This is a genomic window from Erwinia persicina (genome assembly GCF_014838825.1).
Lineage (GTDB): Bacteria > Pseudomonadota > Gammaproteobacteria > Enterobacterales > Enterobacteriaceae > Erwinia > Erwinia persicina_A.
Genome location: NZ_JACYMO010000001.1, coordinates 1,251,297 through 1,264,888, shown reverse-complemented (window position 1 = coordinate 1,264,888; position 13,592 = coordinate 1,251,297). Strand labels below are relative to the sequence as shown.

Below are 13,592 nucleotides of genomic sequence, written 5' to 3'. Positions count from 1 at the left end.
ACACATTAATTTAGGGCGGATCGCACAATCGTGCGCGAAAACGTTTGATTCAACTGTGCGCCAGGCGCCAGAACAAAAAGGGTTACGGATGGTGGAGCAAGATCAGGGCACGGAGTGGGTGGATATCGTTAGTGAAGATAACGAGGTCATTGCACAGTCCAGCCGTGTGCAGATGCGTGCGCAGTGTTTGCGCCATCGCGCAACCTACATCGTGGTTCACGATGGTATGGGCAAAATTCTGGTGCAGCGTCGTACTGAGACCAAAGACTTTATGCCAGGCATGCTGGATGCCACTGCCGGGGGCGTAGTGCAGGCGGGTGAAGAGATGCTGGGGTCCGCACGGCGCGAAGCGGAAGAGGAGCTGGGCATTGCCGACGTACCGTTTGCCGAACACGGGCAGTTCTATTACGAAGATGAACACTGTCGCGTGTGGGGCGGTTTATTCAGCTGTGTGTCACACGGCCCGTTTGCCATGCAGGAAGATGAAGTGGATGAGATCTTCTGGATGACACCAGAGGAAATCACTGCCCGCTGCGACGAGTTTACCAACGACTCGCTGAAGGCGCTGTCGCTGTGGCTGACGCGTAATAACGAGTCAGGCCGTCACGACTGATCCCCCCCGTGGCGCAGATCCCCTGCGCCACGTTGATCCCTTTCTCACTGCAGCCCTTCCGGTCTGCCTCACCGATATCAGCGCCGCAATAAATCCGAAAGAACGTTGAGGGCGGTTTTAAACTGCGCATCGGGAATGGTCAGTGGATAAAGGAAGCGGATCACATTGCCATAGACGCCGCAGGTCAGCAGGATCAGACCCTGTTCCAGTGCGCGCTGCTGAATATCGCGCGCGATGGCGGGGGAGGGGGCGCCGGTCAGCGGATCGTTAAACTCAGCGGCCACCATTGAACCACGGGCACGGACTTCAGCCAGCGCGGGATGTCCGCTGGCGTTCAGCGTTTCCTCCAGCCAGGCCCCCAGGCGCAGGGCACGATCGCACAGCTGTTCTTCTTCAATCACTTCCAGCACCGCCAGCGAAGCGGCGATCGCCAGAGGGTTGCCGGCATAGGTACCGCCCAGGCCGCCGGGCTCCGGGGCATCCATCAGTTCAGCGCGGCCGGATACCGCCGATATGGGCAGCCCGCCCCCCAGGCTTTTTGCCATGGTCATCAGATCAGGTCTGGCATCCGGGTAGTAGTCGCTGGCAAACAGTTTGCCGCAGCGTGCAAAGCCACTCTGGATCTCGTCCGCAATCATCACAATACCGTGCCGGTCGCACAGCGTACGCAGGGCGCTGACGAACTCCCCGGGCGCAATATTGAAACCGCCTTCCCCCTGAATGGGCTCATAGATAATCGCCGCCACCTGCTGCGGGCTGATATCACATTTAAACAGGTTCTCCAGGCTGGCCATCGCCTCGTCCACGCTAACTCCGTGCAGGGCGTTCGGATAACGGGCATGGAAAACCGACCCCGGGAACGGGCCAAAACCGGTTTTGTAGGGCGTCACCTTGCCGGTCAGGCCCATGGTCATCATCGTCCGGCCGTGGAAAGCCCCGCTGAAGGCAATCACACCCGGACGCCCGGTAGCGGCGCGGGCGATTTTTACCGCGTTTTCCACTGCCTCAGCGCCGCTGGTAAAGAAGGTGGTTTTACAGGGGCCGTTGATCGGCACTCGTGCATTCAGCGCTTCGGCAAGGGCGATGTAGTTCTCGTACGGGATCACCTGGAAGGCGGTGTGGGTGAAGCACGCCAGCTGTTCTCTGACGGCCGCCATCACCTTAGGATGGCGGTGCCCGGTGTTGAGTACGGCAATGCCTGCGGTAAAGTCGATATATTCCCGGCCCTGATGATCCCACAGCGTGGCATTTTCCGCTTTAACCGCGTAGAAATCACACATTACACCGACCCCACGCGGCGTGGCGTTCAGACGGCGCTGCTCTGTTTCACTGTTGCTCATGGTATCACCTCATCCGGTATTTCGCGTTTTCTCAACGTCTCTGTCGCCGCCGTGGGGCGGGTTCCAGACGCATGTTTATTCTGTCCTGCCTGTTTAGCAATACGGCACGCCCGCCCGCGACGTCATCAGGGGGCAGGCATAGCCGACGTAACGGATAGTGTATGTCATAGGCAAAAAAAAGGGCGAACCTGTGAAGGTCCGCCCTGTTGCCTGCGGGTTACCCCGCGCGTTTAGCCTTCGGCCTGTTTCGACTGAATGGCGGTCAGGGCGATGGTGTAAACGATATCGTCTACCAGGGCACCGCGTGACAGGTCATTCACCGGCTTGCGCATCCCCTGCAGCATTGGCCCGATGGAGATCAGGTCAGCAGAGCGCTGTACGGCTTTGTAGGTGGTATTACCGGTGTTCAGGTCCGGGAAGATAAACACGGTGGCGCGACCGGCTACCGGTGAATTAGGGGCCTTAGATTTGGCCACATCGGCCATGATCGCGGCGTCGTACTGCAGCGGACCGTCGATCACCAGGTCAGGACGTTTCTCCTGGGCGATACGGGTCGCTTCACGCACTTTCTCTACGTCGCTACCGGCACCGGAGGTACCGGTGGAGTAAGAGATCATCGCTACGCGAGGTTCGATGCCGAACGCCAGCGCAGAGTCGGCAGACTGGATAGCAATTTCTGCCAGCTGCTCCGGGTTTGGATCCGGGTTAATGGCGCAGTCACCGTATACCAGCACCTGTTCCGGCAGCAGCATAAAGAACACGGAAGAAACCAGTGAACTGTTCGGGGCGGTTTTGATCAGCTGTAACGGTGGACGAATGGTGTTGGCGGTGGTGTGAACAGCACCGGATACCAGACCGTCCACTTCACCGCGCTCCAGCATCATAGTGCCGAGCATCACGTTATCTTCCAGCTGCTCCTGCGCGACCACTTCGGTCATGCCCTTGCTCTTACGCAGCTCAACCAGGCGGGCCACATAGTTTTCACGCGCCACGGCCGGGTCGACAATCTCGATGCCTTTGCCCAGTTCAACGCCCTGTGCGGCGGCAACGCGCTGGATCTCTTCCGGGTTACCCAGCAGGATACAGGTGGCGATACCACGTTCAGCACAGATAGCCGCCGCTTTTACGGTACGCGGCTCGTCGCCTTCCGGCAGGACGATACGTTTGCCCGCTTTGCGTGCCAGCTCGGTCAGCTGATAGCGGAAGGCCGGCGGTGACAGGCGGCGGCTGCGCTCAGATTCAGCGGTCAGCGATTCAATCCAGTCCGCATTGATATGGCTGGCGACATATTCCTGTACGCGCTCAATACGCTGGGTATCGTCGCTTGGCACTTCAAGGTTGAAGCTCTGCAGGCTGAGAGAGGTCTGCCAGGTGTTGGTGTCGACCATAAAGACCGGCAGGCCAGTCTGGAAGGCACGCTCACACAGCTTCTGGATCGGCGCATCAATGGCGTAGCCACCGGTCAGCAGAATGGCACCAATTTCAATGCCGTTCATGGCCGCCAGGCAGGCGGCGACCAGCACGTCCGGGCGGTCAGCCGAGGTGACCAGCAGGGAGCCCGGACGGAAATGTTCCAGCATGTGTGGCAGGCTGCGGGCGCAGAAGGTCACGGATTTCACGCGGCGGGTCGCGATATCGCCTTCGTTGATCACGCGTGCATTCAGGTGACGACACATATCGATGGCGCGGGTGGCGATCAGCTCGAAGCTCCACGGCACACAGCCCAGCACGGGCAGCGGGCTGTTAGCGAACAGCTGCTTAGGATCGATATTGGCGACGCTGGCTTTGTTGGAGTCATCGAAAATTTCTGACAGGTCCGGGCGGGTGCGCCCCTGATCGTCAACCGGAGCATTCAGTTTGTTAATAATGACGCCGGTAATGCTTTTATTCTTACTGCCGCCAAAGCTGCTTTGCGTCAGTTCAATACGCTCTTTCAGCTGGGCCGCTGAGTCGTTACCCAGCGCCATCACGAAGACGATTTCCGCATTCAGTGTCTTGGCGATTTCATAGTTCAGCGCATTGGCGAACTGATGTTTACGCGTGGGCACCAGACCTTCTACCAGCACCACTTCGGCATCTTTGGTATTTTCATGGTAGCGGGCGATGATCTCTTCCATCAGCACGTCCTGCTGGTTGGAACCGAGCAGCGACTCCACGCGGCTCATCGGCAGCGGTTCAGCGGCCGGGATGCTGGAGTTTTTACGAATGATTGTGGTGGTCTGGTCAGGGCTGTCGCCGCCGGCACGTGGCTGGGCGATGGGTTTGAAAACGCTGAGACGCACGCCTTTACGTTCCATTGCACGGATAACACCCAGGCTGACGCTGGTCAGGCCGACGCTGGTGCCAGTAGGGATAAGCATGATAGTTCGGGACACGTTGTACCTCCGATAGCGTTATATTCCACGCTACAGGTGCGTTTGCCGCCTTCCTGTACCACAAGCAGGCCCCGAGGGGACGCGAAATAGTGAGCTAAATAAAATGGTCTCTGAAACAACCCCGCCAGCCTGAGCTGACGGAGCGTAACGGTTTTTATGCGGTCAGGCGGCTGGCGTCCTGCGCGATAACCAATTCTTCGTTGGTCGGAATAACGATCGCCGGGCGGGTGCCTTCTTTGTTAATGAAGCCTGATTTGCCGAAGCGTGCGGCCAGGTTGCGCTCGTGATCAACCTCGAAGCCCAGCAGTGCCAGTTTGGCCAGGGACAGTTCGCGCACCATCGCGGCATTCTCACCGATACCACCGGTGAAGATCACGGCGTCAAGGCGGCCATCCATCAGCGCGGTGTAAGAGCCGATGTATTTCGCCAGGCGGTGGCAGAATACGTCCATGGCACGCTTCGCGTCAGCTTTGGTGGCGTAGTTATCTTCAACGTAACGGCAGTCGCTGGTCACTTCGGTCAGACCCAGCAGGCCAGACTCTTTGGTCAGCAGTTTGTTGATGGCATCGACGCTCATACCCAGAGTATCGTGCAGGAAGAAGATGATCGCCGGGTCGATATCGCCGCTGCGGGTGCCCATGACAAGGCCTTCCAGCGGGGTCAGACCCATGGAGGTGTCCACGCACTCGCCGTTACGGATTGCGGAGACCGATCCGCCATTGCCCAGGTGGCAGGTGATGATGTTCAGTTCTGACACCGGCTTATTCAGGGCTTTCGCTGCTTCCTGAGTAACATAGAAGTGGCTGGTGCCGTGCGCGCCGTAGCGACGAACGCCGTGCTCTTTATACAGTTTGTACGGCAGGGCGTAGAGATAAGATTCTTCCGGCATTGTCTGATGGAAAGCCGTATCGAAAACAGCGACATTTTTATCTGACAGGTGTGGGAAGTTTTTCAGCGCTTCATCGATACCGATCAGGTGCGCCGGGTTATGCAGCGGTGCAAAAGAGGACGCATCTTTGATACCCTGGATAACTGACTCGTCAATCACCACTGACTGCGTTAACTTTTCGCCGCCGTGTACGATACGATGACCGATTGCAACGATTTGTGCCGACAGTTCTGGTTTTTGTGCCAGAATAGTTTTAACCATGAAGTTCAGTGCTTCACTGTGCGCTGCGCCAGCACCCAGAGCCGCTTCCTGTTTAGCGCCGTCCAGTTTCCACTTGATGCGGGCTTCCGGCAGGTGGAAGCATTCAGCTAAACCTGACAGGTACTCATCGCCGTTTGCCGGGTCGATAATGGCAAATTTCAGGGAAGAGCTACCGCAGTTCAGAACCAGTACTAACTTACTCGACATGGAAAGTCCTATTTATTAAAAGTGGCGAAATAAAAGTCAAACAGACTATCAGCGTAGCGCATGAAAGCTGGTACATTAATGATGAACGTCAGGCTTCCGATAAGTTTTGTCCGAAAGCAAAAAAAAATTGAAATGCTATAAGATTTTTTTAAATGTCGTCTGCTTCATCATGGCTTGTCTGATTGTTGACCAGGATTGCTCGCAGTCCAGGGTGTTTACCCAACATGACGGGTATAAAACGCGCACAGGATAAACCAGTGTCACTCGTAAAGACAAAATATTTTGAATCATGTTAGGTAAAGTTGGTGAGTTACAGTTTTATTTTAATATTTATCTCTGAAGTTGAGGTCAGACATGGCAAATGACTCCGGCAGTGTCGGTTGGTTCAAGCTGTTCCAGCACGGGCAGCATTATATGAAAACGTGGCCTGTCGATAAACGCCTTGCGCCCATGTTTCCTGAAAACAGAGTAACGCGCGCCACGCGTTTTGCTATCCGTATTATGCCCCCGGTGGCGATTTTTACCCTCACCTGGCAAATTGCACTCGGCGGCCAGCTGGGCCCGGCGGTGACCACCGCACTGTTTGCCTGCAGCCTGCCGATGCAGGGGCTGTGGTGGCTGGGCAGGCGTTCAGTGACCCCGCTGCCGCCCTCTCTCCTCGGCTGGTTCCATGACGTCCGCGGTAAGCTGCAGGAAGCAGGGCAGGCGATTGCCCCCGTTGAGGGCAAACCCACCTATCAGTCGCTGGCTGACGTGCTGAAACGCGCTTTCAAACAGCTGGATAAAACCTTCCTCGACGATCTTTGATTTTGTCACGGGTTTCCTCTTCTCAAACCAGAGGAAACCCGCTTTACGTCAAAGAAGCCTCTCCCTGCGCTGTGCGATCCTTTTGTGACTTTCAGACTGCCCCCGTGGCCGAGGAGCCCCAAATGGATATGTCCCATGCCCAGCGTTTAATTCTTTCTAATCAGTATCAGCTCATGGCCATGCTTGACCCGGAGAACGCGGCGCGCCATCGCCGCTATCAGACTATTGTCGAGCGCGGTTACGGGCTTCAGCTGCGTGAGCTGGATAACGAATTCAGCCAGCTACCGGAAGCAGAGTGTCGTACGCTGGTGGCCATGATGGAGATGTATCATGCGCTCCATGTGTCCTGGACTAATCTGAAAGAGCCACAAACCGTGGAGGCGCGGCGCCTGGTTTTCCTCGGCTTTGATGCGGCGACAGAAGGGCGCTACCTTGGCTACGTGCGCTTCCTGGTGAATGTTGAAGGACGCTATGGACACTTTTCAGCCGGCAGCCACGATTTTAATGCTCAGGTTCCGATGTGGGAAAAGTATCAACGGATGCTGGCTGTGTGGCACAATTGTCCCCGACAGTACCATCTGAGTGCGAACGAGATCGCGCAAGTTATCAACGCCTGAGAAGGAAGATGCAGTGAAGTGTAAAGGTTTTCTGTTTGATCTGGATGGCACGTTAGTCGACTCCCTTGCGGTGGTCGAACGTGCCTGGAAAAACTGGGGTCAGCGCCACGGGATTGCCCCTGACGAGGTGCTGAGCTTTATCCACGGTAAGCAGGCTATTACCTCACTGCGCCATTTTATGGCAGGTGCCTCCGCTGAGGCCATCCAGCAGGAGTTCACTGCGCTGGAAAAACTGGAAGCAGAAGATACCGACGGCATCATCGCTCTGCCGGGGGCATTAGCCTTGCTGGCTCGCCTGGATGAACTGGAGATCCCGTGGGCCATTGTCACCTCCGGCTCCGTACCGGTCGCCAGCGCCCGCCATGCGGCAGCAGGATTACCCGCACCCGCCGCGTTTGTCACGGCAGAGCGCGTGGAGCGTGGCAAGCCGGAGCCGGATGCCTATCTGCTGGGGGCCCAGTTACTCGATCTGGAGCCGGAAGAGTGTGTGGTGGTGGAAGACGCCGCAGCGGGCATTCTTTCCGGTCTTGCCGCTGGCTGCCATGTCATTGCCGCCAATGTGCCGGCCGATGCGCCGCGTCTGGAAGATGTCGATATGGTGCTCACCTCGCTGGATGAGCTGATTATCCATAAGAATGCCGACGGCAGCGTGGATGTTCACCGCAGACATTAAGTTATCTCAGCCCCGCCTCTGCGGGGTTTTTTTGCTGGCTGACTTTTGCCGCAATGTCACGGGGCGATTGCCGTTGCCCGGACAGCAGGCAATCGCCCGATTTAAAATTACAGCGACTCCTGGCTAATCTCATCCAGCGACAGGCTGAAGCTCGGTACAAACACCTCCACGAAATAGTCCATTTCCGGGCTGTGGCGCTGGGCCAGGGTTTTTTCCAGCCGGGCCTTCGCCAGCAGAAACTCATTGTTCCCCGCTGACAGTTCTTCCAGACATTTCAGGTAGGCACAGAGCGCATCAGCCTGCTTGACGATGGCGGTTTCGGCCTCGCTATGCTGGTGTTCATCGATCAGCGGAGCATAAGCCGACCGCAGTTCTTCCGGCAGCATCTCAATCAGCTTTTGCTGGGCAATTTTCTCAATTTTCTTGTACTCATGGGCAATCTGCGCGTTGTAATACTTCACCGGGGTCGGCAGATCGCCGGTCAGCACTTCGCTGGCGTCATGATAAATCGCCATCATCGCGATGCGTTCGGCATTGAGGTTGCCGTTAAATTTTTTATTTTTAATCAAGGCCAGCGCGTGCGCGACCATGGCGACCTGCAGGCTGTGCTCTGAGACGTTTTCCGTGCGCACGTTGCGCATCAGTGGCCAACGATTGATCAGTTTCAGACGGGAGAGGTGAGCAAAGAAGTGGCTCTGGTTCATGGTCTTTTTCCCTTACTTCACAATGCGAAGAGCGGCCTGAGCCACTCTTCGGGGAGAAGATTACAGCTGGCGGTATCCGCCGAGGAAACGGCCAAATTTATTGATAGCCATCTCCAGCTCATCCACGCGGGGCAGAGTGACGATACGCACGTGGTCCGGCCACGGCCAGTTAAAGGCCGTACCCTGTACCAGCAGTACTTTTTCCTGCAGCAGGAAATCGAGAACCATTTTCTGATCGTCGTGGATGTTGAATTTTTTCGCGTCGATTTTCGGGAACATATACAGAGCCCCCTGTGGCTTCACACAGCTGACCCCCGGGATCTCGTTAATCAGCTCCCACGCACGGTTACGTTGTTCATACAGGCGGCCGCCGGGCTGAATAAACTCACTGATGCTCTGATAACCCCCCAGCGCCGTCTGAATAGCATGCTGGGCCGGGACATTCGCGCACAGACGCATTGAGGCCAGCATCTCCAGTCCTTCGATATAGCCCTTAGCATGTTTCTTCGGCCCGTTCAGTACCATCCAGCCCTGACGGAAACCCGCCACGCGGTAGGTTTTAGACAACCCGTTAAAGGTGATGGTCAGCAGGTCGGGAGCCAGGGCGGCAATAGAGTGGTGCTGGGCAACATCGTAAAGGATCTTGTCGTAGATCTCATCGGCAAAAATAATCAGGTTGTGCTGGCGAGCCAGTTCAACCACTTCCATCAGCAATTCTTTGCTGTAGACGGCACCGGTCGGGTTATTCGGGTTGATGATCACGATACCGCGCGTACGCGGGGTGATTTTGCTGCGAATATCGTCGAGGTCCGGGAACCAGCCTGCGGACTCATCACACAGGTAGTGCACGGCTTTACCGCCGGACAGTGAGACGGCGGCGGTCCACAGTGGATAATCCGGGGCCGGTACCAGCATTTCGTCGCCGCTGTTCAGCAGCGCCTGCATGGACTGTACGATCAGCTCTGAGACACCGTTACCAATATAAATGTCTTCTACCGTGATATCACGCATGCCGCGCGCCTGGTAGTGCTGCATGATCGCTTTGCGGGCGGAATAGAGCCCTTTCGAATCACAGTAACCCTGGGCACCTGGCAGATTGCGGATCACATCAACGAGGATTTCATCCGGGGCTTCAAAACCGAAGGGGGCAGGGTTGCCGATATTCAGTTTAAGAACTTTATTGCCTTCTTCTTCGAGGCGTTTTGCTTCTTTGAGCACCGGGCCGCGAATGTCGTAACACACGTTATCCAGTTTGCTGGATTTATCAATTGGGGTCATCTCTGTCGCCTTGACTGGCAGAAGCGGTTTCCTGCCGTGGAAAACTAAACATTGCACAATGTACTCCTCTCCCGGTTTGTTTTGAAGGGCAGCAGTGGGCTTTGGAGCGTTAAAGGAGGAATTTTCTTTCAGATGGCAGAGGCTGACGTGAACAGCCCTGTATCTGCTATTTCATGCTGCATATTGAGCCTATTCCGATGCTAATGACTGGAAAGGCGTTTTACTCTGTGCGTAATACAGTTCCATTTTCATTGTTTACCCGCGTAATGATTAAATTATTTAGTAAAGAAAGATGGACTGATGATGGTTGAAACAGTCAAGTAAACCTAATTTGGCTGTCTGTTTTTTAATCAGTGCGGTGTTTGTCTGAAGATTAACCATCGCCGGCGAACAGGGAGGGGGGCCAGACCGGAAGAGAGGGACTGAAGAGGATAAAGATAAATTTTGTAGCATCAGGCCGCGTATAAGCGGCCGTTGTCGATAAAATCTTACTTTAGTGATAAGAATAATCGGATTTGGGCTTAAAAAGTAAACGACAGTATGTCAGGATAACGTTCAGGAGACTTTGCACCGTGCGTACAGGCCTCCCGGGGAATAAAAAAATCCTTTTTATTACCCTAAACAATAAGTAATGCTTAACATTTTTCGCTGTCGTAACAGCGTGCTGGTAACTTAATTTTCAATGGTTGTTTTAGACTAACGACACCGCAACTCGTCCTTTTTTGAGTTTTGTCGGCGTTAATTAACTATAACGACGCGGCTTCCTGCAACTTATGGGTTAGTGCAGCGTGCATTAGTGATGTATCAGACGTGAGAACCTTTTTCTCTGTTTCCCGCCGCACAAGCTGAAAGGAATAACCAGAGTAGAAACTACTCCATCGTCTGCCGATAAAAGTAATGCATCAGGTAATTAATTTATTACTGAACACTGTAACCATTACGCAATTGTTATCGTTTTATCCCTTTGATAAAACAGGTAATAACACCAGGGTAGCTGTTTGTAAAAAACTTATAAAGTGAAGAAAAACATGACTAGTGCAAATCGTCCAGTACTCAATCTTGACCTCGATCTGCTGAGAACCTTCGTTGCTGTTGCCGATCTGAACACCTTTGCCGCTGCTGCGGCTGCCGTGTGCAGAACGCAGTCAGCGGTGAGTCAGCAGATGCAGCGTCTGGAGCAATTGGTAGGCAAAGAGCTATTTGCCAGGCATGGACGCAACAAGTTATTGACGGAACATGGTATTCAGCTGCTGGGTTACGCCAGAAAAATACTGCGCTTCAACGATGAAGCCTGTACTTCTCTGATGTACAGCAATATTCAGGGGGTTCTGACCATCGGCGCATCCGATGATACCTCCGATACTATTTTGCCGTTCCTGCTCAACCGCGTGACCTCGGTCTATCCCAAGCTGGCTATTGATGTCCGTGTGAAGCGCAACCCGTTCATGATGGAAATGCTCAACCAGGGCGAAGTCGATCTGGTCGTCACCACCTCCAGTCCGATGAACTTCACCTGGCAGGTATTACGCACGTCGCCCACTCTCTGGTACTGTGCGGCTGACTACATCTTCCAGCGTGGTGAAGCGATTCCTCTGGTGCTGCTGGATGAGCCAAGCCCTTATCGTGATATGGCTATTGATCATCTCAACGAGGCCGGCATTCCGTGGCGTATCTCATACGTCGCCTCAACGCTGGCTGCAGTGCGTGCTGCCGTTAAAGCCGGTCTGGGCGTCACCGCCCGTCCGGTTGAAATGATGAGCCCGGAGCTGCGTGTTATGGGGGCGGCAGAAGGTCTGCCTATGCTGCCGGATACGGAATATCTGCTGTGCCGTAACCCGGACAGCGATAATGAACTGGCTCTGGCGATCTTTAACGCGATGGAATCACGTAACGATCCCTACAACCTGACCGTCGCAGCTCAGGATGGCGCAGCCTTTGCCGATGAAGAAGAGTAACCAGTAAACGCAAACGATTATTTTTATCATTAAAAATGATTTTTTTTAGTTTTACTGTATAAAACAGGTCTTTCAGTGTGATAATGAACTGAGAGGCCTTTTTTTTGCCCTGATTGTCGTGAGATCCCCCGCTTTTTAGCGCAAGTTACCCCTCTCGCTGTCAAAAAGTGTTCAATGCCGTCCTCAACAGGTTTCGGATGCCCATAATAACTATCTGGTCCGATCAGTCAGTACGTTCAGCTGCCTGAAAACTGCCCGTTTTCCTGCCAAAAAACACCAAAGTGTGTCCTGGATCAAAAAAATAACCCCATTAAGGGGCAGGAAAACCCGTCCATTCCTGCCAAAATAGTCCATGTTAAATACACGATCCAATCAGGGTTTTAACCGCTACACTTTGATCACATGATGTCACTGACTCGATTTAGCCCACTTTTTGAGCATCATGTGTTAAAAAAATGTTGGGTGTGTAAATTAATGTGCGGATAGTTTTGTCAAAGTTGACAAAAGGTCAGTTAAAGGAGTAAAAAACCACATAAAATTACTGCCTAATCATAAAAGTCAGTAAAATTTATCCGGTTTTTCATTCTTCCCTTGAATCGATGTGGTGTGTTAACTGCCAAATATGAGAGCAGGACGCAAAACGCCACTTTTGGTGAGTAAGCAAGAGTATGTCAACAACCACAGAAGTCGTCGCCCATCATTGGGCATTTGCTGTTTTCCTGATCGTCTCGATTGGTCTCTGCTGCCTGATGTTGGCCGGGGCATGGTTTTTGGGCGGAAAAGCCCGTGGAAGGCATACAAATACCCCTTTCGAATCCGGTATAGCCTCCGTTGGCACGGCAAAACTGCGCCTGTCTGCCAAGTTTTATCTGGTTGCCATGTTCTTCGTCATCTTCGACGTTGAAGCCCTCTATCTTTATGCATGGTCGACGGCGATTCGCGAAAGCGGATGGGTCGGCTTTGTCGAAGCCGCCATTTTCATTTTGGTTCTGCTTGCTGGTCTGTTTTATCTGGTTCGCATTGGCGCACTGGATTGGGCACCTGCCCGTCGTCAGTTTGACGTCAAACCTACCACCATCTCGCACGCCAACCGTCACAAGCAGTAACAGCGAGGCAAAAACACATGGACTATACGCTCACCCGCATAGACCCGAACGGTGAGAATGACCGTTACCCACTGCAAAAACAGGAGATCGTCACCGATCCCCTGGAAAAGCACGTTCATCAAAACGTCTACATGGGCAAGTTAGAACATGCCCTGCACGATATGGTGAACTGGGGTCGTAAAAATTCCCTCTGGCCGTTCAACTTCGGTCTTTCTTGTTGCTACGTCGAGATGACAACCTCGTTTACTGCGGTACACGACGTGGCGCGATTTGGTTCTGAAGTTATCCGTGCATCACCACGTCAGGCAGACTTTATGGTGGTAGCAGGGACCTGTTTTACCAAGATGGCCCCGGTAGTGCAGCGCCTCTATGACCAGATGCTGGAACCTAAATGGGTGATTTCAATGGGAGCCTGTGCGAACTCCGGCGGCATGTACGATATCTACTCTGTGGTGCAGGGTGTGGACAAATTCCTGCCGGTTGATGTGTATATTCCCGGCTGTCCGCCTCGCCCGGAAGCCTACATGCAGGCGCTGCTGCTGCTGCAGGAGTCGATCGGCAAAGAACGTCGCCCGCTGTCGTGGGTCGTCAGCGATCAGGGTGTCTATCGCGCGAATATGCAGTCTGAGCGCGACAGGAAAAACGCCGAGCGTATTGCAGTGACCAATCTGCGTACCCCTGACGAAATTTAAGACAGCAGTTTATGGATGTGGTCATTAAAAGCGCAATAAAAACACAACGTCATCTGCGCTGACCCACCTGACGCC

The 13,592-nt window shown here is 54.1% G+C and carries 12 protein-coding genes; 7 read left to right on the top strand and 5 right to left on the bottom strand.

What is annotated here, in order from left to right:
- Positions 1-88 precede the first annotated feature (88 nt).
- Positions 89-613: an NUDIX hydrolase YfcD gene (gene yfcD, locus IFU29_RS05645; RefSeq protein ID WP_191933013.1), complete on the top strand. Its 525-nt coding sequence runs from the start codon at positions 89-91 to the stop codon at positions 611-613.
- Positions 614-690: 77 nt separating this feature from the next.
- On the opposite strand, the gene IFU29_RS05640 is transcribed toward yfcD, so the two are convergent.
- The 3 genes from IFU29_RS05640 to ackA form a co-directional block, all read right to left on the bottom strand.
- The gene (locus tag IFU29_RS05640; RefSeq protein ID WP_191933012.1) at positions 691-1,953 is read right to left on the bottom strand and encodes a 4-aminobutyrate--2-oxoglutarate transaminase; all 1,263 of its coding nucleotides are present in this window, start codon (positions 1,951-1,953) and stop codon (positions 691-693) included.
- Positions 1,954-2,183: 230 nt separating this feature from the next.
- Positions 2,184-4,328 (bottom strand): phosphate acetyltransferase, encoded by a 2,145-nt coding sequence (gene pta / locus IFU29_RS05635; RefSeq protein ID WP_118663694.1) that lies wholly within the window; start codon positions 4,326-4,328, stop codon positions 2,184-2,186.
- Positions 4,329-4,482: 154 nt separating this feature from the next.
- The gene (ackA, locus tag IFU29_RS05630; protein ID WP_191933011.1) at positions 4,483-5,685 is read right to left on the bottom strand and encodes an acetate kinase; all 1,203 of its coding nucleotides are present in this window, start codon (positions 5,683-5,685) and stop codon (positions 4,483-4,485) included.
- 354 nt (positions 5,686-6,039) lie between these two features.
- Here ackA and yfbV point away from each other — a divergent pair, with 354 nt between their 5' ends.
- The 3 genes from yfbV to IFU29_RS05615 all read left to right on the top strand — a co-directional run bounded on the left by yfbV (position 6,040) and on the right by IFU29_RS05615 (position 7,782).
- Positions 6,040-6,492 (top strand): terminus macrodomain insulation protein YfbV, encoded by a 453-nt coding sequence (gene yfbV, locus IFU29_RS05625; RefSeq protein ID WP_062742962.1) that lies wholly within the window; start codon positions 6,040-6,042, stop codon positions 6,490-6,492.
- Positions 6,493-6,614: 122 nt separating this feature from the next.
- Positions 6,615-7,109 carry a YfbU family protein gene (locus IFU29_RS05620; protein WP_191933010.1) on the top strand — a complete coding sequence of 165 codons (495 nt, stop codon included), beginning with the start codon at positions 6,615-6,617 and terminating at the stop codon, positions 7,107-7,109.
- Between the two features lie 13 nt (positions 7,110-7,122).
- The gene (locus tag IFU29_RS05615) at positions 7,123-7,782 is read left to right on the top strand and encodes a sugar phosphatase (protein WP_191933009.1); all 660 of its coding nucleotides are present in this window, start codon (positions 7,123-7,125) and stop codon (positions 7,780-7,782) included.
- A gap of 107 nt (positions 7,783-7,889) precedes the next feature.
- On the opposite strand, the gene yfbR is transcribed toward IFU29_RS05615, so the two are convergent.
- Positions 7,890-8,486: a 5'-deoxynucleotidase gene (yfbR, locus tag IFU29_RS05610; RefSeq protein ID WP_191933008.1), complete on the bottom strand. Its 597-nt coding sequence runs from the start codon at positions 8,484-8,486 to the stop codon at positions 7,890-7,892.
- A 60-nt stretch (positions 8,487-8,546) separates the two neighbouring features.
- Positions 8,547-9,764: a pyridoxal phosphate-dependent aminotransferase gene (locus tag IFU29_RS05605; protein WP_062742958.1), complete on the bottom strand. Its 1,218-nt coding sequence runs from the start codon at positions 9,762-9,764 to the stop codon at positions 8,547-8,549.
- A gap of 1,028 nt (positions 9,765-10,792) precedes the next feature.
- Here IFU29_RS05605 and lrhA point away from each other — a divergent pair.
- From lrhA to IFU29_RS05590, 3 genes are all read left to right on the top strand, one after another.
- On the top strand, positions 10,793-11,719 hold the full coding sequence (lrhA, locus tag IFU29_RS05600) for a transcriptional regulator LrhA (protein WP_191933007.1): 927 nt from the start codon (positions 10,793-10,795) through the stop codon (positions 11,717-11,719).
- Positions 11,720-12,387: 668 nt separating this feature from the next.
- Positions 12,388-12,825 carry an NADH-quinone oxidoreductase subunit NuoA gene (gene nuoA, locus IFU29_RS05595; RefSeq protein ID WP_004158614.1) on the top strand — a complete coding sequence of 146 codons (438 nt, stop codon included), beginning with the start codon at positions 12,388-12,390 and terminating at the stop codon, positions 12,823-12,825.
- Positions 12,826-12,842: 17 nt separating this feature from the next.
- Positions 12,843-13,517: a NuoB/complex I 20 kDa subunit family protein gene (locus tag IFU29_RS05590; RefSeq protein WP_048915449.1), complete on the top strand. Its 675-nt coding sequence runs from the start codon at positions 12,843-12,845 to the stop codon at positions 13,515-13,517.
- Positions 13,518-13,592 lie beyond the last annotated feature (75 nt).